Source organism: Kosakonia sp. Marseille-Q7440 (assembly GCF_965119485.1).
This window is the reverse complement of sequence record NZ_CBCPLT010000001.1, coordinates 2606076-2630644: the sequence shown is the minus strand read 5'-3', so window position 1 is coordinate 2630644 and position 24569 is coordinate 2606076. Positions and strand designations below refer to the sequence as shown.

Genomic DNA, 24569 nt, shown 5'->3' with positions numbered 1-24569 from the left:
GTAACGATAAGAAGGGCGTTATTTCTCCACCTCACAGCGCTTAACCACCGGGGGCGCAGGCAGAAGATACTTGCCTAGCGTGACCAGCACCACCGCGAAGATAATTACCCCCAATGCCAGCCACTCAATTGAGGAGAGGTGCTCACCCGCAAAGGTCGTGCCGAGCAGCACCGCGACCACCGGGTTGACGTAGGCATAACTGGTGGCCACGGCGGGCGTCACATTGCGGATGAGATACATATAAGCATTGATGGCAATAATTGAGCCGAACAGCGCCAGGTAGCCGACGGCGAAGAAGCCTTCAATGGGCGGCACGGCGGTCAGGCGCTCGCCGCTGAGCGCGGAAGCCGCAAGCAGTACGATCCCGGCAGCCAGCATCTCAATTGCGCCTGCCATCATGCCGACCGGCAGTTCGATGCGCGATCCATACACGGAGCCAAACGCCCAGCTGAGCGAGCCAATCAAAATCAGCCCGGCACCCCACGGATTGCCGCTTAAGTTGCCGCCGCTGTTTAGCAGCACGATACCGACCAGGCCAATGGCGATGCCCAGCCACTCCAGTTTGCGTGTAGCAATACCAAAAAAGCGGCTAAAGCAGAGGGTGAAGAGCGGAACCGTTGCCACTACCACCGCCGCGATGCCGGACGGAACATTCTGGTGCTCGGCAACGGTAACAAAACCATTGCCGACCGCCAGCAGCAGCACGCCAATCAACGCTGCGTTAAGCATTGGGCGCAATGGCGGCAGCTTGTGACCTGTCAGCAGCAGCACCACCGTTAGCAGCGTGCCGGCGCAGAAAAAGCGCGTGCCGGCCAGCATAAACGGCGGCCAGCTCTCAACGCCGATGCGGATAACAAAATATGTGGAACCCCAGATAATGTAGAGCGCAAAAAGCGCGCCAATCAGCGGTAAAACCTGCCTGAAACGCATAACCCACCACGGGAAAGGATAAGAGGCTTATAGTTAACGATAAAAGTATTTCTAAGGCGAGGGGTTAATCACACCTCTGGTGTTAAATATTTGTTGACATTATGTTCGCTCATTCACCAAGGTTATTCTCGCCTGCTATCTTTTACCGCATACTGTTACGCGTTCAACACTCGCTGGGCACTTTGCGCAGCTTAATTAAAAAGGAAGACATTTTGGCAGGAAGTAGTCTATTAACCCTTCTCGATGATATCGCCACCTTGCTGGACGACATTTCAGTAATGGGAAAACTGGCGGCGAAGAAGACCGCGGGCGTGCTGGGGGACGATCTCTCCCTTAACGCACAACAGGTTACCGGCGTGCGCGCCAACCGTGAGTTGCCGGTTGTCTGGGGCGTAGCGCGCGGTTCGCTGCTTAATAAAGTGATCCTGGTACCGCTGGCGCTGCTGATCAGCGCCTTTATACCGTGGGCCATCACACCGTTACTGATGCTGGGCGGAGCCTATTTGTGTTTCGAAGGGGTAGAGAAAGTGCTGCATACCTTCGAAGCAAGAAAACATAAAGAGAGCCCGGAAGCGCGGCAAAAACGGCTGGAAGCGCTGGCGGCACAAAACCCGCAGCAGTTCGAGAAAGATAAAATCAAAGGTGCCGTGCGCACTGACTTTATTCTCTCGGCGGAGATCGTCGCCATCACATTGGGTATCGTGGCAGATGCGCCGCTGCTCAACCAGGTGCTGATCCTCTCCGGTATTGCGCTGCTGGTCACCATCGGTGTTTATGGCCTGGTGGGGATTATCGTCAAGCTGGATGATATGGGCTACTGGCTGGTGGAGAAGCGGGGCGTGCTGGCGCAAGGGCTGGGCAAAGGGCTGCTGTTTGTCGCACCGTGGCTGATGAAGATCCTGTCGGTGGTGGGCACGCTGGCGATGTTCCTTGTCGGCGGCGGCATTGTGGTTCACGGTATCCCGGCGTTGCACCACGCGATTGAGCACTTCGCCAGCACGCAAAATGCACTGGTGCAGGCGATTGTGCCGATGGCGGCGAATCTGGTGATTGGCTTCGCTATCGGCGCGGTGGTTATCGCGGTGGTTAAAGGGATCGGCCGCCTGCGTGGCGCAAAATAAGCAGCACCTATTACGCAAAACTTAAAAACTTCGTCTATGGTGAAAACGTTTCACTCTGAATCAGGAGGCAGGTATGGTCTTTATGATCAGTGATGAGGTTCAGGCTAAAAAGGGTGGTCCGCGCATGATTGTCACCGGCTACGCCAGCGGTATGGTGGAGTGTCGGTGGTATGACGGCTATGGGGTCAAACGGGAAGCCTTTCGTGAAGATGAGTTAATGCCCGGCGAAGGGCAGCGCATTCACGAAGAAGCATAACCAAGGAAACGCCCGGCTCTGCTGGGCGTTTTTCTTGGCAACCGGCGCGCGACAAAGCAGTTAACCAGACTTTTCAGGGAGCCTCTGTGCGCCACTCCACCTTTAATAATGTCCCCGGACAAAGTCACGACGCCGGACGCTATTTCGATCCCACCTGGGTGGTTAACCTCTGTTTTGTGATCGTCATGGTCTGCTCGACCGTGTTGACCTGGCGCGAAGTGCTGGTGCTGGAGAACGCCTACGCCACGAGCCAGCGTAGCGCGCTGGAGAATGTCAGCAATGCGCTCGATATGCAGATGCAGGTCGGCGTCGAACGACTGCTCTTCTTCCGTCACACCATGGAGGCGGCGCTGCAAACGCCGCTCGACCTTAATATCCTGCGAAAACGCCACGGTGAGTTTGACAGTAAGCGCGCCTTGCCGCAGTGGCAAGTGGGTCGCGATAACCAGCGCACGCTGCCGGTGTATGGTGTCTCGGACTATTTTGTTGAACAAACGGCGCTACTGACCCGCGACAATCCCAACCTGCACAATGAACTGACCGCGGCGATGGAGCTGGGCTACCTGTTTCGTCTCTCAACCCATGCGCAGATGCTGCCGCGTCGCGCCTGGTATATCTCCCGCGCCGGATTCTTTATTACTACCGATACCCAGGCCAGCGAAGAGACGATTGTGCCGACCTATTACCGGCTGCTGATGCGCCCGTGGTTTACCGGCCAGCAGAGGCAGGAGAACCGCGGGCGCGGCGTTCGCTGGTTCAGCGACCTGACGCCGGGCAGCGAGCCTCATGGCGATGTCACGGCCAGCGTACCGCTCGATTATCAGGGCGACTGGCTGGGGGCGCTGGGGGTCAGTTTCTCCGTTGATGCCATCCACGCTCTGCTGATGCATGCCAGCCCGGCCGGCGAGGAGACAGAGAAGGGGGAGTATCTGCTCTATGACAGCCACCTGAAGCTGATTACCAGCACTTCGCCCGTCGATAACGCGCGACGCGCCTTTAACGCTGAAGAGCGCGCGCGGCTCAGTGCGGAGATGGAGAGAGATACCCTTGGCGGCCTGCGACTCGGCGCGCGCTACATTAGCTGGCAAAAGCTGAAGCATTTCGACGGCGTGCTGGTGCGTATCCACACCTTGCGCGAAGGGATCACCGGCGATTTCGGGCGTATCAGCATTGCGATGGCCATTTTATGGCTGCTGTTTATGACCATGCTGCTGCTGGCCTGGGGTGTGATTCGCCGGATGGTGAAGAATATGTACGCCATGCAGAATACATTGCAGTGGCAGGCCTGGTACGATCCGCTAACAAGGCTCTGCAACCGCGGCGTGCTGTTTGAACGGGCAAAAACCCTCTCACAGCTGGCGCGCACGCAAAAGCTGCCCTTCGCGGTGATCCAGCTCGATCTCGATCACTTCAAAGAGGTTAATGACCGCTTTGGTCATCAGGCGGGGGATTTGGTGCTGTCGCATACCGCCGGATTAATCAGCAGTAGCCTTGATGAGCAGCAGGTTGCCGGGCGCGTTGGCGGCGAGGAGTTCTGTATTCTTCTGCCGGGCTGCACGCGGGCCGGGGCCGTCGCGATAGCCGAACGAATTCGCCAGCGTATCGCCAGCAAAGAGATCCTGATTCATAAGCATACGACGATTCGCATCAGCGCATCGCTGGGAGTTAGCGATGCGCTGGAAGAGGGCAATTACGATTTTGAACACCTGCAATCCGTTGCCGACCGGCGGCTCTACCGGGCGAAACATCAGGGGCGTAATCAGGTTTGCGCCGAAGATGAGGTGACGAATAGCTGATTAAGCCCCTCGCGCCAGCCCGCTGCGCCCTCAAGCTCGGTGTGGTAGACCCGCTCAGGCGTATCACGGCGCACTGTCACACCTTCTCGGTTCAGGCCGCGCACGACAATCGCGTAATCGACGCTGTCGAGCAGCGGCGCATCGTTCGGGCCATCGCCCAGCCCGACGGTGGTAAAACTTTTCCCGGCGTAGTGGTGATACTGCCGCGTCAGCCAGTTCACCGCCTGATCTTTGCCGCCGCGCTCGTCCAGCACATGCCAGAAACGTGCTCCCTGCACGAAACGCAAACCAAGCTGCGATAAGGCATCGTCAAAGGCCGCCATCTCTTCATCGCTGTCGCGCCAGATTAAGGTTTCAGAGGCTTCCTGTAACTTTGCCAGCGCCGCCTGCGCAGGCGGCAGGCCGGTCACTTCCGCCAGTACGCTCTCATCAAGCTCAGAAAAGGGGGTGAATTTCCATCCGTGGGTGTTACGCAACTCCTCCAGCACGCGGGCAATCTCCTCATGGGGCGCACCGCTCATCAGACGCGGATAGTGCTCATCATCCTGCCAGGAGTCATCGAGCTGCACGACCGCCCCGTTTTCCGCAATAAACGGCAAACCTTCCAGGCTCAATATCTTTTGCAGGGCTGCCATCTCGGCGGCGGTTTTACTGCTGCATAAAATGACCGGAATGCCATGCTCACGCAAACGGCTCAGCCAGCCAGCGGCTGCCTGCCACTCACCGGTATGGCTATCCATCAGGGTGCCATCCACGTCGGTAAAAACCAGTAATGGATCGTCCAGGCTCGGCATCGTAGGCTCCTTGGAAATCAGTAGGGCACTGCATACGTAATAAAGGGGAGTGCTCTGGGGCTAAATGCCTGTTTTATCGATATATCTTGTCAGGGCAAATAATAGCCGATAGAGTGGGCTCTACATCAGATTCCCCTGATGTGCGAATTTTGTAAGTGCTTCTTGCGTAAGCAAGTTTCCCCGGCCTTAACCGGCCGGGGTATTTCTTTAGCGGTTCGCTTCCGTAATGCTGAAGTCATGCACATCCAGCTCAAAGGCCTCCGCCAGTTCCCGCCACGTATGATACTCACGCCCGTCGACGCTTACGCGCTGCCCTTCATCGTCATCAATGCGCTGGACTTCGCTTTCACTGATCTCATTTATGGCCGCCAGCAGTGCATCGATATCAACCTGCACGTCACGCTTGGCCGTTTCGTCGTACTCTCTCACCGTTTTCATGCTATCACCTCATGGTTGCGTGCTGAGCTTAAGTATAGACGCCAGAAAAAAGGTGAGGCTTATGTCACGGGCTGCCAGCCTGCGCGTTTTGATCTACACTGGCGTAAATGTGACTGGAGGAGTGATTATGAAGGTTAACGATCGGGTTACGGTCAAAACGGACGGAGGTCCACGCCGTCCGGGTGTTGTGCTGGCTGTTGAAGCATTCAATGAAGGTACGATGTACCTGGTTTCTCTTGAAGATTACCCGCTCGGTATCTGGTTCTTTAATGAAAAAGATCATCCGGATGGGGTTTTCGTCGAGCTGGCTGAATAATTTATCGCCCTCCGTTGCGGAGGGTAGATATAAGAATTTTGTCTTACCGCATATTCACAAATATACCGTTAGTAACATTATCTGTTAGCCGCACTACATGATAGATAACTTGTTTATTGTGCGTTTTAATCTTCCTTTTAATATTTCCTTTATGTGACGATACCGTTTTAGCTTTAATATTCATCTGATCGGATATTTGAATAGTATCTTGTCCTGACATCCACATTTTTAACATGCTGGATTCTGTCCGACTCAGTGAAAGTGTTGGCAGATTGATAGTACCGATACTTTTTTTCTCTTTGCTCAAATAATCGCCCAAAATATTGTCCAGAGACTCAGGTTTTATCGATTTTGAGCTAATTAACAAGTTCTTACGGACTAACAGGTACTCATCAAAATGGATATTGGCGATGGCCATAAACACGATAAACAGTGTACGGGGATGCTGATTAATGACCTGCTTTATATGCTGACTGCTGCTTGGATCATGGATAAAGCAGTCTTCATTAATAAACACCACGGAAGGTTGAAATGTGGCGCAAGCTAATTCGAGTTCATCAACAGATTGCACGTCGTTGATATCTCGTTTTTTTACTCCCCGGCTTGTCAGATACCCTGTTAATCCCAACCGGGTATAACTGCATAAATCCATAATAATCGTTGACATGGCATACCCTCACTCAATGCGTAACGATAATTCACCACCCGCCAGAAGCTTCAGAAGCCATACAGGAATATATTACTGAAGTGCATGGGAAGACCTCAGGCGAATCCACTATCCCGTAAAGTTACGTATAATTTGCCAGGAATCATCTTAAAGTAAAGTAAATGTTGCGTTCTGTGAGAATGCTAAAAACAAATAAGCCGCGCCAGGGTTATCCTGGTGACTGTTTTTAAAATTTCACTTTAGGATTATCCTCAGGATGACACTGCAAAGCAGAGGGGTACTATCTCTGCGGCAGTTCGCTGACGATATCTGCCAGCAGATCGAAGATCTCACTGAAGAGACGTTCGCAGAATGGCGCGATCAGCGGCATCATTGCCGAGATGAGCAGAATACCGACGCTCAATGTGACAGGGAAACCGATAACAAACACCGACAGCTGCGGTGCCATACGGTTCAGCAAACCAAGGGAGAGGTTGATGGTCAGTAACAGGGTAATAATCGGCAGCGCCAGCATTAAGCCATTGATAAAAATCATCCCCGCCGCGCGCGTCAGCGCCAGATACGCATTGCTGTTGACCGGGTTACCGCCGATCGGCAGGGTGTGAAAGGTGTCGACCAGCATCGAAATCAGCCACAGATGGCCGTTAAAAGTCATAAACAGCAGCAGTGCCAGCATATCGAGAATGCGCGCCAGCACCGGCATGTTTAGGTGGCTGGTCGGGTCGACAAAGGTGGCAAACGACAGCCCCATCTGCAGGCCAATCAGCTCACCGGCGAGACGAATCGTGGCAAAGGCGAACTGCATGGTGAAGCCGAGCGCAATGCCGATCAGAATTTGTTGCATCCCCACCCACAGCGCTGCGGGCGCAAAGATACCGATATCGGGCGTATCCGGCAGCGTCGGGGCGATAACGATGGTAATGACAATTCCCAGACCGACTTTAATGCGGCGGGGAATGCGCGATTCGCTCAGGATCGGCGCGGTCATGATCAGCGCCATCACGCGCAGCAGCGGCCAGAAGTACATACTGATCCAGTGCAGCCACTGGTCGCTGGTGACGTTCAACATAGGCCGGATTACCCGATGATGTAAGGAATGTTGTTGAACAGGGTACGCATGTAATCAAGCAGCAGATTCAGCATCCACGGCCCGGCTACTACGATGGTGACAAACACGGCGATGATCTTCGGAATAAACGACAGCGTCATTTCGTTGATCTGCGTTGCCGCCTGCAAAATGCTGATCACAAGCCCGGTGATCAGCGCAATCAACAGCAGCGGAGAGGCGAGGGCAAGGGCGACTTTCATCGCCTCGGTGCCCATCATCATGACCGATTCGGGTGTCATTGCCGCTCCTAACTGTAAAAGCTTTGCGCCAGCGAACCGACCAGCAACTGCCAGCCATCCACCAGTACAAACAGCATTAATTTAAACGGCAGCGCAATGGTCGCAGGCGGCACCATCATCATCCCGAGCGCCATCAGCACGCTTGCGATCACCAGGTCGATAATCAAAAACGGAATAAAGATGGTAAAGCCAATCTGGAACGCGGTCTTCAGCTCGCTGGTCACGTACGCCGGGAGCAGAATACGCATTGGTACCGCTTCCGGGCCTTCAATCGGCGCGCTGTTAGCGAGACGAGCGAAGAGGGCCAGGTCAGCCTGACGGGTCTGGCGCAGCATAAACTCACGCAGCGGCTGCGCGCCGCGCTCCAGCGCGACATCCACAGAGATTTTGTTCTCGCTGAACGGCTGATAGGCGTCGGCGTAAATCTTATCGATCACCGGCGACATAATAAAAAAGGTCAGAAACAGCGCCAGCCCGAGCAGCACCTGGTTCGGCGGCGCGGAGGGCGTGCCGAGGGCGTTACGCAGCAGGCCAAACACGATGATGATGCGGGTAAAACTGGTCATCATCAGCAGAATGGCGGGTAGGAAGGTGAGCGAGGTGATAAACACCAGCGTCTGCACCGGCAGCGACCAGGATTGACCGCCACCCGCCATCGGCTGACTGATCAGGCCCGGTAACTGGGCAAATGCGGCAGGCGCCGCCAGCCACAACCCGGCGGCGGCGATAGATAACAAACGGCGCATCACGATCTCCCGGAACGCTTAAGCAGATTCTTCATCACGGCCTGAAAATCGACGTTTTTCTCGTTCACAGCGTCACTGTCGACGGGGGCGGGAGGAAGTTTGTGCAACAAATTGATGTGGGTGGGCGTTACGCCCAGAACCAGACGTGCATCTTCAACATCGACGATCACCACGCGCTCACGCGTGCCGACCGCGGCGCTGGCGGTGACTTTTAATCCCCGGCTGCTGGCGGTCTTGCCGCCAAAGCCGAAGCGTTTGGCCAGCCACGCCACGAGTAAAATCACGGCGATGATGCCAAACAGTGCGCCACTCACCTGAATAAGTGGCGAACCGGAAACGGCGGACGGTTGCGAAACCGTGGCCTGTGTCTTCATACGTGCCTCAGCGGCTCAAACGACGCATACGCTCGGACGGGGTGATGATATCGGTAATGCGCACGCCATATTTATCGGCGACCACCACCACTTCACCCTGTGCAATCAAATAACCGTTGATCAGGATATCCAGCGGCTCGCCCGCCAGACCGTCAAGGGCAACCACCGAACCCTGCGTCAGGCGCAGCAGCTCTTTGATGGTCATCCGGGTACGGCCCAGTTCGACGGTCAGCTTCACCGGGATATCCATAATCAGATCGATATCCTGCAGATTGCCGCCCACTTCGCCACCGCCCAGCTGCTGGAACACGGCATCGGCCGCGCTCTTGGTTGCCGGCGGGTTCTTTTGTTCGTTCAACGCGTCAGCCCACAGATCGTCCAGTGCTCCGTTGTTGTCATCGGACGGATTGTTCATATCACTCATTTGGGCTGTTCCTCATTCAGCGAATTCAAAATCGGGTTTATCAAGTGCTCTACACGTAACGCATATTGTCCGTTGACCGTGCCGTACTGGCTGGTAAGCACCGGTACGCCGTCCACATGAGCGATAATGCGATCGGGTTTATCAATCGGCAGCACATCGCCGGGTTTGAGCTTAAGTATCTGCGACAGGCGCAGGGGAATGTCGGCGAAATTGGCAATCAAATTCAGCTCAGAGTGCTGAACCTGGCGCACCAGGTTGTCACGCCAGTTCTGGTCCTCATTACGTGAGTTCTCCAGCGGCGGGTTCACCAGCGTTTCGCGCAGCGGTTCAATCATGCTGAACGGCAGACAGATATTAAACTCACCTGTCAGGTTACCGATCTCAACATGGAACGGCGTATTCACAACGATATCGTTGGGCGACGTGGTGATGTTGGTAAACTTCACCTGCATCTCAGAACGCACATACTCGACATCCAGCGGGTGAATCGCTTTCCACGCGTCGCTGTAGCCTTCAAGCGCCAGCTTCAGCATGCGGTTGATCACGCGCTGTTCGGTGTGCGTAAATTCGCGGCCTTCTACCTTAGTCGGAAAACGCCCGTCGCCACCAAACAAGTTATCCACTGCGATAAACACCAGGCTCGGCGAGAAAACAAACAGGCCGGTACCGCGCAGGGGTTTTAAGTGGATCAAGTTAAGGTTAGTCGGTACGGGTAAGTTACGCGCAAACTCATGATAGGGCTGAATGCGGATCGCGCCGACGGTGATGTCCGGGCTACGACGCAGCAGGTTGAACAACCCCATACGGAACTGGCGCGCGAAACGTTCGTTGATGATCTCCAGCGCCTGCAGACGTTCACGAACGACGCGGCGCTGGGTATTCGGGTCATAGGGGCGAATATCGCTATCGCCCGTTTTACCCGGTTTCGGATCATCGCTGTTATCGCTGTCGCCGTTGAGTAGCGCATCGATTTCTGCCTGAGAAAGAATACTATCGCCCATGTCTTTACCGCAAAATGAAAGCTGTATAAAGAACGTCAGTGACTTCCTGCTTCGGTTGTCCTGGCACTAGTGGCGTTGCGATTGTCTCTTTAATCGCGTTAGCAAGGTTCTGCTTGCCTTCGTTGGTCGCAAGTTGTGCGGCATCCTGACGTGAGAAGAGCATCAGCAGGCGGCTACGTACTTCCGGCAGATATTCGCTCAGTCGTGCACGCGTGGCGTCATCTTTCAGACGCAGCGTAATGCCGACGTAAAGCACGCGATCCGCATCACCCAGGTTCACCGTAAAGGTGTCGAGTGCGAAAAAGACCGGTGCCGGCGGCGGTGGCGCTTCTACCTTGGCATCAGCCGCAGGTTTTTGCTGCATACGCCAGTAACTATAGCCAGCCGCGGCGCATGCCGCGAGTGTGATTAAAACCAGCAGCGGGATCCAGATAGAGCGCTTGCGTTTTTTTGTGATAGCGGAGTCAGTCATCTGATACGGGCTTCCTGTTAACAGCTTATGCGATGATTATCCCGTGTCCTGCTCCGGTCAAAGGGTGGAAAAGACGGGGATAATCATGCTACCTCTGCCGTTTAGGCGAAGATATCGACTGCGCCAGTGCCGCGAGCGGCGGATTGCAGGCTGGCCGGCGCAACGATGGCTTCATCTTCTTCGCCGCCAAACGTGCCATTATTACCGGTACGCGAAGGCTGCTGTTGCTGCTGAGAGGCCTGCTGTTGCTGGCCTGCGAAGCTTTCGCTGCTGATATAGCTCTGGCCAAGCTGGATGCCGTTCTCCGCAAGGGAGGTTCGCAGCATCGGCAGCGCCGCTTCCAGCGCCTGACGCACATGGCTGTGGGCGGAAACCATCTGCAGCTGCGCCTGGTTATCTTCAAGCTTAATCGAGATTTGCACCTGGCCCAGATCTTCCGGATGCAGATGCAGCTCGGCGCTCTGCTGGCCCTGGCGGGTAAAGAGCGTCACGTGCTGGCTAATATTCTGCTGCCACTCGTGGCTGCCAAGCGGGGCGCTGATAACCGACGCGGCTACCGGAGCGCTGGCCTGCGCGCCGCTGACGGCGCTCGACACCGGTGCCATGCTGGCGGTGGTGTTGGTAGTTTGCAGCGCTGCGGTTTCGTGCTCGCGTTTAACGGTAAAGGTCGAGGCGATCGGCGCATTCTGCTGGCCGTCATCCGCCGCTTTAAACGGTACGCCGTTTGCTGCGGTATCGGTTTTCCCGTTGCCGCGCGGCTGATCGCTATCCACGGCGTCGCTCAGCGTGCGGCCTGCAAGGGCGGTTTTCGCGCTTGCGCCAGCATCAATGGCGGTGGTCATAGCCGTCGGTTTTGCCTCTGTGCTGAGCTGAGCTGCTTGTTGATGCGGCAGCATCGCCATCAGCGCGCTCAGTCCGGCTAAATCTTCATTCGGCGTGTCGCTGTCGGCTTCAACATCGCTGGCTTTCGCCGTTTTGCTTAACGCGGCGAGCACATCGGTTTTCGCCGCGGGTGTCAGGCCGGAGAAGAGTTTCGCAATCTCTTCATCGCTCTGGGCGCTGGCAACGATCTCCGCTTTTGCATCCTGGCGCGCGAGCAGATCCGCCAGCTTCTGCGCCGGGGTTTGCGCGCGTGCGTCACCGCCAGCCGCCGCCACGCCGGTCGCGTTGAGGGCACCTTTTGGCAATTTACCGCTCAGGGCGGCCGCCTGCAGATCGGCCAGCGTCACCGGGGCATCGCTGCCTGGATTTTGCATACCCGAAAGCGCACCGGTCAGCAGACCGAGAAAATCTTGTGCGCCATCAGCGCCTGCTTTACCCGCTGATGCGCCGGTTGCGACATCGTCGGTTTGAGTAACTACCAGTTTTGGCAGAGTGATCATTCTGTTTTCCTCGATGACGCTCGTTGTGCAAACTCATCCATTTTTTTCTGATCAAGACGGTTTTCCGCCAGTAACGCCGCGGCGCTCTGGCGATCCTGCAGGGTTTGCCAGGCTTGTAAACGCTGTTTCTTCTCTCGCCAGCAGCCGAGCGCGAAATCGACTTTTTCGTTCCAGTGCTTCAGTTGCAGACGATGTTGTTCAATGGCTTTCTCCAGCGTCTGAATAAACTGCTGGTAGTTCTGCCAGCGCTGGTTATCTATCCCCTGGCTCATGGTGTTGTTCAGGCTGTTGCGGTACTCATGCTGATAATCGATCAACATTTTTAACTGCTCTTCAGCCTGCTGGCAGGCGCGTCGCATCTCACCCAGTTTCAGTGCGGCGTCGTCGACCTCTTTTTCCGCCAGATCCTTTAGCGTCGTTAATGCGCTGTTTTGCGTCATAAAGTCAGCTCTCCACTACCTCAAACACCCGGGAAGATAAGCTCTAAAGCCTGCATTGAATCTTCCCACCCGGCACGTTCGAAAATGCCCTGTTGCAGAAACGCTTCCAGCTGCGGCCACAGTGAAATGGCTTTATCCAGCATCGGATCGCTGCCGCGCGCGTAAGCGCCGACGCTCACCAGATCGCGGTTACGCTGGAAGCTTGACAACAACTGTTTAAAGTTGCGCACGCGCGCGTAATGTTGCTCAGAGATCAAAGCGGTCATCGCACGGCTGATGGACGCTTCGATATCAATCGCCGGATAGTGTCCGGCTTCCGCCAGTCGGCGGGATAACACAATGTGACCATCAAGGATGGCGCGCGCCGAGTCGGCGATCGGATCCTGCTGGTCATCCCCTTCGGTAAGCACGGTGTAAAAGGCGGTGATAGAACCGCCGCCGTGAATACCGTTACCCGCGCGCTCTACCAGCGCCGGCAGTTTGGCAAATACCGAAGGCGGGTAGCCTTTGGTCGCTGGTGGCTCGCCAATCGCCAGGGCGATCTCACGCTGCGCCATCGCATAACGGGTCAGGGAGTCCATGATCAGCAGCACATGCTGGCCGCGATCGCGGAAGTCTTCCGCAATACGCGTGGCGTACGCCGCACCCTGCATACGTAATAAAGGAGAGACATCCGCAGGCGCGGCGATCACCACTGAACGCGCACGGCCTTCAGCGCCGAGGATGTTCTCAATAAAGTCTTTTACTTCGCGGCCACGTTCACCAATAAGGCCGACGACAATCACGTCTGCCTGGGTGTAACGGGCCATCATGCCTAACAGCACGCTCTTACCGACGCCGGAACCGGCGAACAGACCCATACGCTGACCGCGCCCGACCGTTAACAGCGCATTGATGGCGCGCACGCCGGTATCAAGCACATGTTCAATCGGGGTACGTTGCAGGGGGTTAAAAGGTTGCGTGATTAGCGCCCCGGTTTCACCGGTATCAGGTGCGGGCAGGCTGTCGAGAGGTTTGCCAGCCCCATCGAGTACGCGGCCGAGCAGGGCAGGGCCGAGCGGCAGCTGTTTGCTGCTTTGTAAACCATCGCCTAATGCGCTGCGGGCATAGACGCGCGCGCCGGGCAGAATGCCTTCCACTTCTTCTAACGGCATCAGAAACAGGCGCTGGCCGTTAAAGCCGACGACTTCGCTCTCGACTTCACGGGTCTCCAGACCATCCTGACGCTCAATAATGCACGTTGCGCCGAGCGGCAGCTGTAACCCGGTTGCTTCCAGCACCAGACCGGTGGCGCGGGTCAGCCGACCGTAACGACGCACCGACGGGAGCTGCGTCATTTTGTGTTCGAAATTATCCAGCGTGGTCAGCCAGCGGGTTAAACGTGCGGTCATTACACGACTCCGGGTGCCGCCAGACGGCACAGTTCCTGCCAGCGTGTGGCGACGCTGGCATCTAAATCGCCCTCATCGGCGGAGACTTTGCAGCCGCCCTGATGCAGGGTCGGGTCGCCGCGCAGACGCCAGCCGTGCAGACTGAGCGTTGCGCCAAGCATCTCTTCAACGCGCTGCAAATCGTCCGGGTGGACGCGCAACTGCGGTTTGCCGCTAAACAGCGGCTCCTGCTGTAATAGTAGTTGGATCTGTTTGATTAGTGCGCTGTTGTCCACCACCGGCGCATGGCCGAGCACCTGGCGCGCGGCTTCCAGCGCCATCTGCATCAGGCGGGAGGCGATCACGCTATCGAGGGCATCCAGCGTGTACTGGAATTCACTCACCAGCTGTTGCATGCGGGCGTGGATCGGGGCCTGCTGCTGACGAGCCTGGTTCAGACCCTGCTCCATACCCTGGGCAAGCCCTTCCTGAAACGCCGCGTCATAACCCGCTTTGCGTCCTTCGGCGAGACCGGCGTTGTAGCCGCTTTCGTGCGCCTGCATCTGGATCTGCGCCAGCTGCTGCTGTTGCAGCTGCTCGGCGCTCAGTTCGTCCTGCTCTGTCTCTTCGCTCTCATAGAGCGAAGTGGTTTTTTCCTGCTTCAGCAGGGGAGCGAATTCAGCTGCCTGCGGGAACGCCAGATCATCCGGCGTCCAGCGTTTCCACGGCAATTCATTAGACATAGGTATCCTCGCCGCTGCCAATTACCATCTCGCCGGTTTCCGCCAGACGGCGAACGATGAGCAGGATAGCTTTCTGTTCGTTTTCCACCTGCGAGAGGCGAACCGGACCGCGGTTGGCCAGGTCGTCGCGCAGGATATCTGCCGCACGCTGCGACATGTTGCGCAGGAACTTCTCGCGCAACGGCGGCTCGGCGCCTTTGAGGGCGATAAGCAGCGATTCGGAATCCACTTCCTGCAGCAGGCGCTGGATAGAGCGGTCGTCGACATCCACCAGGTTTTCGAACAGGAACATCTCGTCGATGATCTTCTGTGCCAGCTCGCCGTCGAATTCGCGTACTGCGGTAATAACCGCTTCTTCCTGCTGCGTCTTCATCAGGTTGATGATTTCCGCTGCGGTTCTCACGCCGCCCATTTTGCTGCGCTTGAGGTTCTGGCCGTCGAGCAGGTTGTTCAGCACTTCGGTCAGCTCCGCCAGCGCGGCAGGCTGTACGCCGCCGAAGGTGGCGATACGCAGCATCACATCGTGACGCATACGCTCATCAAACAGGGCAAGAATATCCGCCGCCTGCGACCGTTTGAGGTGCACAAGGATGGTGGCGATAATCTGCGGGTGCTCGTCGCGGATAAGGTCGGCGGCACTCTGCGGCTCCATAAAGTTGAGCGTTTCGATGCCGCTGGTGGTATCGCGCGTTTCGAGAATATCTTCCAGCAGGCTGGAGGCGCGCTCTTCGCCGAGCGCTTTTACCAGGACGGAGCGCAGGTAGTCGTTGGCGTTGACGTTCAGCGCCGCGAACTGTTCCGCTTCGTTCTCAAACTCCTGTAATACGTCCATCAGCTGTTTGTTAGAGATCTGACGCACGCTGGCCATTGCGGTACTTAAGTGCTGGACTTCGCGGGCGGAGAGGTGCTTGAACACCTCAGCCGCGCGATCTTCACCAATGGTCATCAGCAGAATGACGCTCTTGTCCGTTCCGGTAAGATTATTGCTCATGTTCGTTACTCATCCACTGGCGAATGACCAGCGCCACGACGCGCGGATCGTTATCTGACATTTCGCGAATACGCTGGCTCATGACCTCGGCGCTCAGACGCTGATTACTGCGGCGCTGCTGCTGTTGCTCATCTTTGCTGAGGCGTACTTCCACGGACTCTTCAATTTCATTGCGCGCTTGTGCCGCTTCCTGCACCGCTTTCGCTTCTTCCTGGCGGCGAACCAGCTGCGGACGGACCGCTTTACGCCACAGGATGAAGGCGACAATCAGTACCAGTAACCAGCGACCTGCGGTCATCAGCTGGTCGATAAACGACTGCTGTTGCCAGAACGGAAGCTCACCACCGACATCATCGGTCATGTTGAACGGCGAGTTCACAACGTTCAGCGTGTCACCGCGTTTCTCGGTGTAACCCATCGCTTCGCGGGTCAAATCTTCAATCTGTTTCAGCTGATCGGCGGTCAGTGCGGCAGTTTTGCCATCGGCCAGCGTGCGGTAGTTCACCACCACGGCGACAGAGAGGCGCTGCACATCGCCAACATTCATCTTGGTGTGACGAATGGTGCGATCGACTTCATAGTTGTTCGTTTCATTATGCGTCGTGTTACGCGGGCCGCTTGCTGCGGTATTGGTCGAGGTCGTCTGCTGACCCTGCTGCTGGCCCTGCGCATTCTGCTGACCGTTCTGACCATTCTGCGGCGTAGTAATCGGCGCAGAGTTAGCCGGAGCCGGCTGGTTGGAGAGCGCGCCAGGCACGCCGCCCGGATACTGACCACCAATCTGCTCACTGCTGTTAACCTGGCGTGAACGCAGCACCGCTTGTGCCGGGTCGCCGCCGTTCGGTGCGTACTGCTCTTCAGTCTGCTCTTTGCTGGCGAAGTCCAGCTGGGCAGTTACCTGAGCGTGAACGTTACCGTTACCGACGATAGGGCCGAGGATCGCTTCGATACGACGCTGAACGCGGTTTTCGACATCGGCGGTGTATTTCAGCTGCGCGTCATTCAGATCGCGACCGGCAACGCCAGACTGCGTCAGCAGGCGACCGCTCTGATCGACAACGGTCACGTTGCCCGGCGGCAGGCCCGCAACGGCGCTGGAGACCAGGTGAACGATAGCGCTGATCTGACCATCATCCAGCGCACGGCCCGGTTGTAAATTGACCGTGACCGACGCGGAAGGGGATTTCTGCTCACGCACGAACAGCGACGGTTTTGGCATCGCCAGGTGAATACGCGCGCCTTTTACCGGACCGAGCGTTTCGATAGTGCGGGCCAGTTCGCCTTCCAGCGCGCGCTGGTAGTTAACCTGCTCGCTGAACTGGCTGATACCAAACTTCTCTTGATCCAGCAGTTCAAAACCCGCCGCGCCGCCTTTCGGCAGACCTTGCTGGGCGAGACGCAGGCGCAGCTCGTGCACCTTGTCAGCGGGCACTTCAATCGCGCCGCTGCCGTCAGCAAAGCGGTAGGGGATATTCATCTGCGTTAACTGCGTAACGATGGCACCGCCGTCCTGATCGGACAGGTTGCTATAAAGGGTGCGGTAATCCGGCGATTTCGCCCACAGCACCATAGCGACAATGATGGCGCAGGCTGCTGCCGCGGCCACCATCAACGGAATTTTTGGGTTCGCGCGTAAGCGGTTGATCCACTCAAGAGATTTATTCTGCGGTGCAGTTGTTGCAGTCGCACTCATTGTGCACCTCGTGACTCTGGGTGGATGTTGTTATGTGAGTTGAGAAACAAATCGGACTCCCGGGTCGGCAAACTCGACAAATGACCATTAAGATGGCGATGTCATTATTTGATGAAATGGATTTTTCTATGCCTCAAATAACCTGGTTTTTTGACGCTATTTACCGCCATCATCTCATTGACAAACTGTTAGCCTTGTCAGGTATCAATCCATCCGGGGAATAACAATGGCTATACAGGGCATTGAGAGCGTCGTCAGTCAGCTGCAGGCAACTGCAGGTATTGCGCGTGCTCAGAGCGTGGAGAGCGAACCGTCTATCAGCTTCGCCGGGCAACTGCACGCGGCGCTGGATCGCATCAGCGACACGCAGAACGCCGCACGTGTACAGGCGGAGAAATTTACGCTTGGCGAGCCGGGCGTGGCGCTGAATGACGTGATGACCGATTTGCAGAAATCTTCGATCTCGCTGCAGATGGGCATCCAGGTGCGTAACAAACTGGTTTCTGCTTACCAGGACATCATGAATATGCAGCTGTAGTTCACAGCCGCAGAGATAAAAAAAACCAGGCCGGAGCACTCCCGCCTGGTTTTTTTTATTGCTTGCGCCGCGGGCTGCGGCGCAAAAGAGGGCTACTTCTGAATCAGATAGCGGATGGTTGGCCCATCCTGCTGAATATCCAGCACCGTGTAGCCGTGGTTGCGCGCATCCAGCGGAATGTTGTTAATCGACTGCGGGCAATCACTCACCACTTCGAGAATTTCCCCTTTTTTCAGCTGCGGCATCGCTTCAAGCGTTGCTACCGCCGGGTAGGGGCAGGGTTCGCCGCTCATATCGAGACGGTAATCAGGCACAATGCTCATGCAGGCTCCTTCGCAGGGTTGGCGGCAGGTTTCTGGCGGCGGAAGAACTGTTTCTCCCAGCCGACCACAAAGAGAAACGCGGCCAGTAACAGAAGATAGGTGACCAGCAGACCGCCGAGCGGCCCGAAAGTGTTAAGCAGGTTGATTTTGTCCCAGCTGGTGGCAAGCGTCGGCGCGAGATCGTCCCAGAAATACGCAAGGAGGGTTGAGCCAATCACGTTACCCAGCCCGACCCACCAGTAGTGCACCTGGCCTTCGACGGCGCGGTACATCCAGCCCGTTTCACACCCGCCCGCCAGCACAATACCAAAACCGAACAGCAGGCCGCCGAGCACCGCATTGGGGCCTGCCCACATGATTTTCGCTTCCAGCCCCAGCTGCACATAGCTGAAAATGCCGATGGCGCTCGCCGCCATGCCAAAGATGATCGCCTTCGCCATCATCGTGCGCCCGGTGATCCACATATCGCGGAACGCCGAGGTAAAGCAGATTTGCGCCCGCTCAATCAGCAGACCAAAACCGACGCCGAAGAGCATTGCCAGCCCCAGCTTCGGCTGATTCATCGCCGTTAACAGCGCCCAGCCGAGCATGCCAGTAAACACCAGCATACCGAGACGAAAACGGCGCTTCGCCTGATCCGGCTTCTGGGTGAGCGGCGAGGCGGCAGAGACTTTCTGCATCTTCACCGGAATGCGGAACGGCGGCAGCAGGGTAAAGCGCGCGCCGAACCAGGAGCCAATCGCCGTGGCGATGGCGAAAAACCAGGCGTGGAGAGAGAACTGTGGGATCCCGGTAAAGAAGGCCGCAAGGTTACAGCCCATCGCCAGCCGCGCGCCAAACCCGGCAATAATGCCGCCAACAATCGCCTGCGCGATGCGGATGCGGTTCTGCGGCATACGCAGTTTCACATTATTTGCCCACAGCGCGGCGGCAAAACAGCCGCCGAACATGCCGATAATCATCATGCCGTCGATGCGCGTCAGCGGCGTGCCCTCGAGGTGGATAATTTTGAAGTAGCCCCACTCTTCGGTGTGCACACCGGCCAGTTGCAATAACTGACCGCCCCAGCGGGTAAACTCGCCGGTCACCGCCCAGAAGGTGCCGGTAATGCCGAAATAGTAGGTAGAGAGAATACCGGCCGCGATCACCGCCGGAACAGGAGACCAGAACTTAATAAGGAAGCGGTCTTTGAAGTGTTGCCATGACATAGTAAAAAAGCCTCTGAACTCAGAAGGTATGGGGACGTACAGAAAAGTCGTACAAAAGAAGCGGGATGATACACGTCTTCACGCCTGAACCGCTGCACAATAGGGCAAAAACCTGGCGTAGATCAAAGTTGTTCTCTCGCGGCGAAAGGGTGGCGAGGCGCGGCCTTTAATGCCACAATCGCTTTTTTTCACGAGCAGGATGAAGAATGAAAAAGCGTATGATTCTCGGCGCGATGCTGCTGCTGAGCGGCTGCGTGCAGGTGGATAACTATCAGGCGGTGGTGAAACACCCGGCGCCCGCAGGATTAGCGGGTTACTGGCAATCAACGGGGCCGCAGAGTAGCCTGGTCAGCCCGGAGGCGATCGCCAGCCTGATTGTGACGCCGCAGGGCGATACTCTCGACTGCCGCCAGTGGCAGCGCGTGATTGCGGTTCCCGGCAAACTGATGCTGGATGGCGGTACTTTCTATAACGTTACGCAGAAGCTGGACGTTTACCGTTTAAATCAGGAAGGCAATACGCTGGAGTTTGATGGCCTGACGCTGTCGCGTACCGATAAACCGACCGTCGAGTGCCAACAGGCGCTGGAGAAAGCGGGTCTGGATAGTAAACGCTAGGTCGCGCTTAAAAGAGGAAAGCGTGGCGGGTGAGGGGGAAACCACAGCACCCGCCGCTAATGAGATTTACATCTCATTGGGGAAGAGAATATTTCCGGAAAGACGTCCATATGTCGAATTCAGGTTATGTTGTCGGGAAGTTTGACCAACCAATGTCCTCAGCTCGTCCATTCGCTGGTTTAACAATGTTTTCAATAACACTTCATTATCCAGGATTTGCTTAAGCATCGGACGAATTTGCGCCTGCACATGAGGCGCTGCTTCGCTCGAGTCCTGGAACTGCGTCAGCTTCTCAACCGAGGTAACGTACCCCAGTTCGTAGCTGATAAGTTCGTCCCAACGCCCTTCCTTAGCAAGGTTGAGCATGGTACGGCTGGTGGCCAACAGTTGCTGATAGTGGTGGAGCAACCCGAGATTTGCTTCCATTAGTAAGTGTCCCGCGCGTTTTGATGAGTGGGGCCAATCTCTTTCCAGGCATCAGCAATATTGCTCAGCAACAGGGTGACTTCATCAATAGCGGCGAGGTCATTATGGAGATTTGCCTGTAAAAGACGTCGTGTCATGTAGTCATAAAGACTGTCCAGGTTTGCCGTAAGTTCGCCACCGACTTCATGGTCGAGACCTGCGCGCAATCCGTTGTTAATGATATTAATTGCCTTTGTAAGCGCCTGTCCTTTACCGGGGATATCTCCCTGCTCAATCAGGATCGCGGCTTTTTTCATGGCGCTTAGCGCGCCATCAAAAAGCAATACCACGAGTTGATGCGGGCTCGCGCTCATCACGGCGCTTTCGACGCCGACCTGAGCATAAGCCTGAATTCCCGATTTCGTATACATGTCCAACCTCAACTAATGGTTATTAACTCATTGCATTAAACTGCTGTGTCAGATAGTTCCCTGTCGATGTCATGGAGGAGACTAACTGGCTCAAACTGGTGAACTGCGTTTTGTAGCGCGCCATGGTGGCCGTAATCTGGTCACTGACCGCCTTATATTGCGTATCCAGGCGCTTCAGGGTTTTGTTAATGCCGTCGGTCGCATTCTGGATGCTACCGTTACTGCCCAGGATATCTTTCAGCAGATTGCTGGCCTGGGTAGCAAAGCCCGTTGTTTTGCCATCGCCGGAGAGGAAGGTCACCACATCGGCGGATTTTTCATTCAGCGCTTTTTCAAGCTTGGTGCTGTCAACGGCCAGTTTTCCGTTCACATCCTGGGTAATGCCCAACTGCGACAGCACGGCAAAACTATCGTTACCAGACTGTGATGCAGAGAGCTGAGAGCGCAGACGCGTCTGAATGTTACGCAGCGTACCGTCACCCAGCAGATCACCGTTAGAGGTGTTCTGAGTACTGCCTTGATCCACCGCGGTATATTTGGTCTGGTTACCAATGGTGGTTTGCAGTGAGTTATACGCATCAACATACGCCTGAATCGCTGCGGTCATCGGTGCGTTATCTTTCGTCACCGACAGGGTTTCCGGCGTACCGGTAGTCAGCTTGTTCAGCGTCAGCGTCACGCCTTCCGGCGCATCGGTGATGGTGTTGCTGCTACGGGTAATATCGATGCCGTTGATTTTGACTTTTGCATCGTTAGCCGCCACCTGCTGCGTCATCACATTGCTGGCACTGCCGGTATTCGTTGAATCATAACTAACGTATTTCGCCAGCTCCGCATCATTGGTGGTGATGGTCATCTGGTTGGTGGTGCCGCTGTCGCGCGAGGTCAGCGACAGGTAGTAACTGTTATCGTCCGCTTTGATGATACTGGCGGTAACGCTGCCCTGTTTGGCGTTAATCGCATCGCGCATATCCGCAAGGCTGGTCTTATCTTTATCCAGCGTCACGGTCATCGGGGTTTTCTGTCCCGGCTGCGTGATGGTAATTGTGCGCGAATCCAGGCTCTGGTCGCCTAAATCGGTATCTTTACTGGCCACTTTCGGGCTCAGCAGCGACTGCGACGCCGCCAGCGCGCTCACTTCAATAGAGTACGTTCCCGCCGACGCGCTATTGGAAAGCGTGGCGGTAAACGCGGTATTGGTGCTCGACACTTTCGTCCCTGCGATCGCCGAGGTGTTTTTCAGTGCGTCCGCCGCCGTTTGCAGTTTGTTGAGGGAGGTTTGCACCACGCCCCAGGCAGTCAGCTTGGCTTTATAAGAGGACTGCTGAGCCGTAATAGGCGTCAACTTGGTCTGCTCTGCCGTCTGCAAATTGTCATACAACGTATTGAGATCCAGGCTGGTGCCTGCGCCGAGTGAACTAATAGTTGCCATTTCATCATCCTTCAGTTTTAGACAATCACTGTGGAGAGTATCGGCAGCGATGGTGAAAAGATTAGAAGCTTTTTTTTAAAGCAATGGCGAAATAAAGAGGGTGAATCAGGGGCAGTTTGTCGCTTTAAAAAAATGATCTTTTTTTCTAAAGGTTGTTTTCGTCCGGTCGATAATCTGGTTAACGGTGAGAAAGCCGTAGGCAGATGCCTGAATCTGATAACTTTTTTTTATGAAGGAAATACATCATGGCTGTTATTAATACTAACACCCTGTCGCTGATGACCCAGAACAACCTGACTAAATCTCAGTCTTCTCTGGGCACCGCTATTGAGCGCCTGTCTTCCGGTCTGCGTATCAACAGTGCGAAAGATGATGCCGCGGGCCAGGCTATCGCCAACCGCTTTACTTCCAATATCAATGGCCTGTCCGTCGCAGCGCGTAACGCCAACGACGGTATCTCGCTGGCACAGACCGCTGAAGGCGCGCTGGGCGAAATCAACAACAACCTGCAGCGTATCCGTGACCTGACCGTTCAGGCACAGAACAGCTCTAACTCCGCGTCCGATGTCGACTCCATCCAGGCTGAAGTTAACCAGCGTATGGAAGAGATCAACCGCGTGACCACCCAGACCGACTTCAACGGCATCAAAGTGCTGAACACCGGTACCGGCACCAGCAGCTACAGCTTCCAGGTTGGCGCGAAAGATAACGAAACTATCTCTATCAGCCTGAGCTCCTCTAACGCCTACAACCTGTACAACGCCACCGGCGCCACTGCACAGACTACCGGCCAGACCATCAACGGCAACGCCCGTAGCACCGCAGCCGAAGGCTTCGATGTGCTTCAGGGTACCGTAAGCAGCGGCGGCGCTACCAACGGCTCTCCGCTGGCGGATATCGATGCGGCGATCAAATCGGTTGACTCCCAGCGCAGCCTGCTGGGTGCATCCCAGAACCGTTTTGAATCCACCATCACCAACCTGAACAACACCGTGAGCAACCTGTCGTCTGCCCGCAGCCGTATTCAGGACTCCGACTATGCGACCGAAGTGTCGAACATGTCCCGCGCGCAGATCCTGCAGCAGGCCGGTTCTTCCGTACTGGCCCAGGCCAACCAGGTTCCGCAGACCATGCTCTCCCTGCTGCGTTAATCACCGCTTACGCAGTACAAAAAAGCGCCGCTTGCCGGCGCTTTTTATTTGTCTGAAAAATAAAAGATAAAAAGAAGCAAAAAGAACTAAAGAGTTCGCAAGGCCCGTCGATAACTACTTGGACGGTGATGAAGCCGCTGGCGCTTACCGGAATATAAATTTCTTACTTAAGGATAACTATCATGGCTGTTATTAATACTAACACCCTGTCGCTGACGACCCAGAACAACCTGACTAAATCTCAGTCTTCTCTGGGCACCGCTATTGAGCGTCTCTCTTCCGGTCTGCGTATCAACAGTGCAAAAGATGATGCTGCTGGTCAGGCAATTGCTAACCGTTTCACCTCCAACATCAATGGCCTGGGTGTTGCAGCGCGTAACGCCAACGACGGTATCTCCCTGGCACAGACCGCTGAAGGCGCGCTGGGCGAAATCAACAACAACCTGCAGCGTATCCGTGACCTGACCGTTCAGGCACAGAACAGCTCCAACTCCGCGTCCGACATCGACTCCATCCAGGCTGAAGTTAACCAGCGTATGGAAGAAGTGAACCGCGTGACCACCCAGACCGACTTCAACGGCATCAAAGTGCTGAACACCGGTACCGGCAGCAGCAGCTACAGCTTCCAGGTTGGCGCGAAAGATAACGAAACTATCTCTATCAGCCTGAGCTCTTCCAACTCTTACAACCTGTACAACGCCACCGGCGCCACTGCACAGACTACCGGCCAGACCATCAACGGTAATGCCCGTAGCACCGCAGCTGAAGGCTTCGATGTGCTTAAGGGTACCGTAAGCAGCGGCGGCGCTACCGACGGCTCTCCGCTGGCAGATATCGATGCGGCGATCAAATCGGTTGACTCCCAGCGCAGCCTGCTGGGTGCGTCCCAGAACCGTTTTGAATCCACCATCACCAACCTGAACAACACCGTGAGCAACCTGTCGTCTGCCCGCAGCCGTATTCAGGACTCCGACTATGCGACCGAAGTGTCGAACATGTCCCGCGCGCAGATCCTGCAGCAGGCCGGTTCTTCCGTGCTGGCCCAGGCCAACCAGGTTCCGCAGACCATGCTGTCCCTGCTGCGTTAATCCGCAGTTTACACAGTACAAAAAAAGCGCCGCTTGCCGGCGCTTTTTTTATTTTCTGTGCTGGCTTTATTTTCG

The 24569-nt window shown here is 55.9% G+C and carries 30 protein-coding genes; 8 read left to right on the top strand and 22 right to left on the bottom strand.

The window, feature by feature from the left end; translation table 11 throughout:
- Window positions 1-18: 18 nt before the first annotated feature.
- On the bottom strand, window positions 19-930 hold the full coding sequence (yedA, locus tag ACWPW2_RS12330; RefSeq protein WP_454123237.1) for a drug/metabolite exporter YedA: 912 nt from the start codon (window positions 928-930) through the stop codon (window positions 19-21).
- A 212-nt stretch (window positions 931-1142) separates the two neighbouring features.
- On the opposite strand from yedA, the gene ACWPW2_RS12325 reads away from it, so the two are divergent.
- The 3 genes from ACWPW2_RS12325 to dgcQ all read left to right on the top strand — a co-directional run bounded on the left by ACWPW2_RS12325 (window position 1143) and on the right by dgcQ (window position 4103).
- Window positions 1143-2051: a DUF808 domain-containing protein gene (locus ACWPW2_RS12325; protein ID WP_023479229.1), complete on the top strand. Its 909-nt coding sequence runs from the start codon at window positions 1143-1145 to the stop codon at window positions 2049-2051.
- A 73-nt stretch (window positions 2052-2124) separates the two neighbouring features.
- Window positions 2125-2307: a YodC family protein gene (locus tag ACWPW2_RS12320; protein WP_023479215.1), complete on the top strand. Its 183-nt coding sequence runs from the start codon at window positions 2125-2127 to the stop codon at window positions 2305-2307.
- Between the two features lie 86 nt (window positions 2308-2393).
- Window positions 2394-4103, top strand: a complete 1710-nt coding sequence (dgcQ, locus tag ACWPW2_RS12315; RefSeq protein ID WP_454123235.1) for a cellulose biosynthesis regulator diguanylate cyclase DgcQ — start codon at window positions 2394-2396, stop codon at window positions 4101-4103.
- On the opposite strand, the gene ACWPW2_RS12310 is transcribed toward dgcQ, so the two are convergent.
- Both ACWPW2_RS12310 and yodD read right to left on the bottom strand, forming a co-directional pair.
- Complete coding sequence (locus ACWPW2_RS12310; protein WP_454123233.1) at window positions 4067-4897, bottom strand: mannosyl-3-phosphoglycerate phosphatase-related protein; 831 nt, start codon at window positions 4895-4897, stop codon at window positions 4067-4069. The two genes, dgcQ and ACWPW2_RS12310, sit on opposite strands and share 37 nt — an antisense overlap.
- A gap of 207 nt (window positions 4898-5104) precedes the next feature.
- Complete coding sequence (yodD, locus tag ACWPW2_RS12305) at window positions 5105-5335, bottom strand: YodD family peroxide/acid resistance protein (RefSeq protein WP_054803162.1); 231 nt, start codon at window positions 5333-5335, stop codon at window positions 5105-5107.
- A gap of 127 nt (window positions 5336-5462) precedes the next feature.
- Between yodD and dsrB the strand changes: the two genes are divergently transcribed.
- Window positions 5463-5651, top strand: a complete 189-nt coding sequence (dsrB, locus tag ACWPW2_RS12300) for a protein DsrB (protein WP_023479212.1) — start codon at window positions 5463-5465, stop codon at window positions 5649-5651.
- A gap of 43 nt (window positions 5652-5694) precedes the next feature.
- On the opposite strand, the gene rcsA is transcribed toward dsrB, so the two are convergent.
- The 14 genes from rcsA to fliF all read right to left on the bottom strand — a co-directional run bounded on the left by rcsA (window position 5695) and on the right by fliF (window position 17301).
- On the bottom strand, window positions 5695-6318 hold the full coding sequence (gene rcsA, locus ACWPW2_RS12295; RefSeq protein WP_076770094.1) for a transcriptional regulator RcsA: 624 nt from the start codon (window positions 6316-6318) through the stop codon (window positions 5695-5697).
- 280 nt (window positions 6319-6598) lie between these two features.
- Window positions 6599-7387, bottom strand: a complete 789-nt coding sequence (gene fliR, locus ACWPW2_RS12290; RefSeq protein WP_076770093.1) for a flagellar biosynthetic protein FliR — start codon at window positions 7385-7387, stop codon at window positions 6599-6601.
- A gap of 8 nt (window positions 7388-7395) precedes the next feature.
- On the bottom strand, window positions 7396-7665 hold the full coding sequence (fliQ, locus tag ACWPW2_RS12285) for a flagellar biosynthesis protein FliQ (protein WP_023479157.1): 270 nt from the start codon (window positions 7663-7665) through the stop codon (window positions 7396-7398).
- 8 nt (window positions 7666-7673) lie between these two features.
- Window positions 7674-8411 (bottom strand): flagellar type III secretion system pore protein FliP, encoded by a 738-nt coding sequence (fliP, locus tag ACWPW2_RS12280; protein WP_023479117.1) that lies wholly within the window; start codon window positions 8409-8411, stop codon window positions 7674-7676.
- Complete coding sequence (gene fliO, locus ACWPW2_RS12275) at window positions 8411-8785, bottom strand: flagellar biosynthetic protein FliO (protein WP_054803161.1); 375 nt, start codon at window positions 8783-8785, stop codon at window positions 8411-8413. The genes fliP and fliO overlap by 1 nt, the downstream gene beginning before the upstream one ends.
- Before the next feature lie 7 nt (window positions 8786-8792).
- Window positions 8793-9209 (bottom strand): flagellar motor switch protein FliN, encoded by a 417-nt coding sequence (gene fliN, locus ACWPW2_RS12270; protein ID WP_023479148.1) that lies wholly within the window; start codon window positions 9207-9209, stop codon window positions 8793-8795.
- Window positions 9206-10210 carry a flagellar motor switch protein FliM gene (gene fliM / locus ACWPW2_RS12265; protein WP_054803160.1) on the bottom strand — a complete coding sequence of 335 codons (1005 nt, stop codon included), beginning with the start codon at window positions 10208-10210 and terminating at the stop codon, window positions 9206-9208. The genes fliN and fliM overlap by 4 nt, the downstream gene beginning before the upstream one ends.
- A 4-nt stretch (window positions 10211-10214) precedes the next feature.
- Window positions 10215-10682 carry a flagellar basal body-associated protein FliL gene (fliL, locus tag ACWPW2_RS12260; RefSeq protein WP_042712913.1) on the bottom strand — a complete coding sequence of 156 codons (468 nt, stop codon included), beginning with the start codon at window positions 10680-10682 and terminating at the stop codon, window positions 10215-10217.
- Window positions 10683-10783: 101 nt separating this feature from the next.
- Window positions 10784-12064, bottom strand: a complete 1281-nt coding sequence (fliK, locus tag ACWPW2_RS12255) for a flagellar hook length control protein FliK (protein ID WP_454123228.1) — start codon at window positions 12062-12064, stop codon at window positions 10784-10786.
- Window positions 12061-12504, bottom strand: a complete 444-nt coding sequence (fliJ, locus tag ACWPW2_RS12250) for a flagellar export protein FliJ (protein ID WP_042712910.1) — start codon at window positions 12502-12504, stop codon at window positions 12061-12063. Before fliJ ends, fliK begins: the two co-directional genes overlap by 4 nt.
- A 20-nt stretch (window positions 12505-12524) precedes the next feature.
- Window positions 12525-13895, bottom strand: coding sequence for a flagellar protein export ATPase FliI (gene fliI, locus ACWPW2_RS12245; protein ID WP_023479135.1), 1371 nt, complete (start codon window positions 13893-13895; stop codon window positions 12525-12527).
- Entirely contained in the window at window positions 13895-14617 is a 723-nt protein-coding gene (fliH, locus tag ACWPW2_RS12240; protein ID WP_023479100.1) for a flagellar assembly protein FliH, read from the bottom strand. The genes fliI and fliH overlap by 1 nt, the downstream gene beginning before the upstream one ends.
- Window positions 14610-15608: a flagellar motor switch protein FliG gene (gene fliG, locus ACWPW2_RS12235; RefSeq protein ID WP_023479131.1), complete on the bottom strand. Its 999-nt coding sequence runs from the start codon at window positions 15606-15608 to the stop codon at window positions 14610-14612. The genes fliH and fliG overlap by 8 nt, the downstream gene beginning before the upstream one ends.
- Entirely contained in the window at window positions 15598-17301 is a 1704-nt protein-coding gene (fliF, locus tag ACWPW2_RS12230; RefSeq protein WP_023479094.1) for a flagellar basal-body MS-ring/collar protein FliF, read from the bottom strand. Before fliF ends, fliG begins: the two co-directional genes overlap by 11 nt.
- Window positions 17302-17527: 226 nt before the next feature.
- On the opposite strand from fliF, the gene fliE reads away from it, so the two are divergent.
- Window positions 17528-17839: a flagellar hook-basal body complex protein FliE gene (fliE, locus tag ACWPW2_RS12225; protein ID WP_023479201.1), complete on the top strand. Its 312-nt coding sequence runs from the start codon at window positions 17528-17530 to the stop codon at window positions 17837-17839.
- 92 nt (window positions 17840-17931) lie between these two features.
- Here fliE and yedF read toward each other — a convergent pair whose 3' ends face one another.
- Complete coding sequence (gene yedF / locus ACWPW2_RS12220) at window positions 17932-18162, bottom strand: sulfurtransferase-like selenium metabolism protein YedF (RefSeq protein WP_034812490.1); 231 nt, start codon at window positions 18160-18162, stop codon at window positions 17932-17934.
- On the bottom strand, window positions 18159-19370 hold the full coding sequence (gene yedE / locus ACWPW2_RS12215) for a selenium metabolism membrane protein YedE/FdhT (RefSeq protein ID WP_454123223.1): 1212 nt from the start codon (window positions 19368-19370) through the stop codon (window positions 18159-18161). Before yedE ends, yedF begins: the two co-directional genes overlap by 4 nt.
- Before the next feature lie 206 nt (window positions 19371-19576).
- Between yedE and yedD the strand changes: the two genes are divergently transcribed.
- The gene (yedD, locus tag ACWPW2_RS12210) at window positions 19577-19987 is read left to right on the top strand and encodes a lipoprotein YedD (protein ID WP_023479220.1); all 411 of its coding nucleotides are present in this window, start codon (window positions 19577-19579) and stop codon (window positions 19985-19987) included.
- Window positions 19988-20053: 66 nt separating this feature from the next.
- Here yedD and fliT read toward each other — a convergent pair whose 3' ends face one another.
- Genes fliT through fliD form a run of 3 tightly spaced genes read right to left on the bottom strand, consistent with a single transcriptional unit; the run spans window position 20054 to window position 22255 of the window.
- Complete coding sequence (fliT, locus tag ACWPW2_RS12205; RefSeq protein ID WP_023479115.1) at window positions 20054-20413, bottom strand: flagella biosynthesis regulatory protein FliT; 360 nt, start codon at window positions 20411-20413, stop codon at window positions 20054-20056.
- The gene (gene fliS, locus ACWPW2_RS12200; protein WP_023479156.1) at window positions 20413-20823 is read right to left on the bottom strand and encodes a flagellar export chaperone FliS; all 411 of its coding nucleotides are present in this window, start codon (window positions 20821-20823) and stop codon (window positions 20413-20415) included. Before fliS ends, fliT begins: the two co-directional genes overlap by 1 nt.
- 22 nt (window positions 20824-20845) lie before the next feature.
- Window positions 20846-22255 (bottom strand): flagellar filament capping protein FliD, encoded by a 1410-nt coding sequence (gene fliD / locus ACWPW2_RS12195; protein ID WP_454123220.1) that lies wholly within the window; start codon window positions 22253-22255, stop codon window positions 20846-20848.
- 245 nt (window positions 22256-22500) lie between these two features.
- Here fliD and ACWPW2_RS12190 point away from each other — a divergent pair, with 245 nt between their 5' ends.
- Window positions 22501-23406 (top strand): flagellin N-terminal helical domain-containing protein, encoded by a 906-nt coding sequence (locus tag ACWPW2_RS12190; protein ID WP_279793166.1) that lies wholly within the window; start codon window positions 22501-22503, stop codon window positions 23404-23406.
- A 182-nt stretch (window positions 23407-23588) separates the two neighbouring features.
- Window positions 23589-24494: a flagellin N-terminal helical domain-containing protein gene (locus ACWPW2_RS12185; protein ID WP_454123218.1), complete on the top strand. Its 906-nt coding sequence runs from the start codon at window positions 23589-23591 to the stop codon at window positions 24492-24494.
- Window positions 24495-24569: the final 75 nt, after the last annotated feature.

Coding starts and splice junctions, on each gene's coding strand:
- yedE (WP_454123223.1), bottom strand. CDS start 19,370: ATGTCATGGCAACACTTCAAAGACCGCTTCCTTATTAAGTTCTGGTCT.
- fliR (WP_076770093.1), bottom strand. CDS start 7,387: ATGTTGAACGTCACCAGCGACCAGTGGCTGCACTGGATCAGTATGTAC.
- fliE (WP_023479201.1), top strand. CDS start 17,528: ATGGCTATACAGGGCATTGAGAGCGTCGTCAGTCAGCTGCAGGCAACT.
- yedF (WP_034812490.1), bottom strand. CDS start 18,162: ATGAGCATTGTGCCTGATTACCGTCTCGATATGAGCGGCGAACCCTGC.
- fliL (WP_042712913.1), bottom strand. CDS start 10,682: ATGACTGACTCCGCTATCACAAAAAAACGCAAGCGCTCTATCTGGATC.
- ACWPW2_RS12190 (WP_279793166.1), top strand. CDS start 22,501: ATGGCTGTTATTAATACTAACACCCTGTCGCTGATGACCCAGAACAAC.
- fliH (WP_023479100.1), bottom strand. CDS start 14,617: ATGTCTAATGAATTGCCGTGGAAACGCTGGACGCCGGATGATCTGGCG.
- fliP (WP_023479117.1), bottom strand. CDS start 8,411: ATGCGCCGTTTGTTATCTATCGCCGCCGCCGGGTTGTGGCTGGCGGCG.
- yedA (WP_454123237.1), bottom strand. CDS start 930: ATGCGTTTCAGGCAGGTTTTACCGCTGATTGGCGCGCTTTTTGCGCTC.
- fliI (WP_023479135.1), bottom strand. CDS start 13,895: ATGACCGCACGTTTAACCCGCTGGCTGACCACGCTGGATAATTTCGAA.
- fliN (WP_023479148.1), bottom strand. CDS start 9,209: ATGAGTGATATGAACAATCCGTCCGATGACAACAACGGAGCACTGGAC.
- fliT (WP_023479115.1), bottom strand. CDS start 20,413: ATGGAAGCAAATCTCGGGTTGCTCCACCACTATCAGCAACTGTTGGCC.
- rcsA (WP_076770094.1), bottom strand. CDS start 6,318: ATGTCAACGATTATTATGGATTTATGCAGTTATACCCGGTTGGGATTA.
- fliG (WP_023479131.1), bottom strand. CDS start 15,608: ATGAGCAATAATCTTACCGGAACGGACAAGAGCGTCATTCTGCTGATG.
- ACWPW2_RS12310 (WP_454123233.1), bottom strand. CDS start 4,897: ATGCCGAGCCTGGACGATCCATTACTGGTTTTTACCGACGTGGATGGC.
- dsrB (WP_023479212.1), top strand. CDS start 5,463: ATGAAGGTTAACGATCGGGTTACGGTCAAAACGGACGGAGGTCCACGC.
- fliD (WP_454123220.1), bottom strand. CDS start 22,255: ATGGCAACTATTAGTTCACTCGGCGCAGGCACCAGCCTGGATCTCAAT.
- fliK (WP_454123228.1), bottom strand. CDS start 12,064: ATGATCACTCTGCCAAAACTGGTAGTTACTCAAACCGACGATGTCGCA.
- fliQ (WP_023479157.1), bottom strand. CDS start 7,665: ATGACACCCGAATCGGTCATGATGATGGGCACCGAGGCGATGAAAGTC.
- fliS (WP_023479156.1), bottom strand. CDS start 20,823: ATGTATACGAAATCGGGAATTCAGGCTTATGCTCAGGTCGGCGTCGAA.
- yodD (WP_054803162.1), bottom strand. CDS start 5,335: ATGAAAACGGTGAGAGAGTACGACGAAACGGCCAAGCGTGACGTGCAG.
- ACWPW2_RS12320 (WP_023479215.1), top strand. CDS start 2,125: ATGGTCTTTATGATCAGTGATGAGGTTCAGGCTAAAAAGGGTGGTCCG.
- ACWPW2_RS12185 (WP_454123218.1), top strand. CDS start 23,589: ATGGCTGTTATTAATACTAACACCCTGTCGCTGACGACCCAGAACAAC.
- fliJ (WP_042712910.1), bottom strand. CDS start 12,504: ATGACGCAAAACAGCGCATTAACGACGCTAAAGGATCTGGCGGAAAAA.
- yedD (WP_023479220.1), top strand. CDS start 19,577: ATGAAAAAGCGTATGATTCTCGGCGCGATGCTGCTGCTGAGCGGCTGC.
- fliO (WP_054803161.1), bottom strand. CDS start 8,785: ATGAAGACACAGGCCACGGTTTCGCAACCGTCCGCCGTTTCCGGTTCG.
- fliM (WP_054803160.1), bottom strand. CDS start 10,210: ATGGGCGATAGTATTCTTTCTCAGGCAGAAATCGATGCGCTACTCAAC.
- fliF (WP_023479094.1), bottom strand. CDS start 17,301: ATGAGTGCGACTGCAACAACTGCACCGCAGAATAAATCTCTTGAGTGG.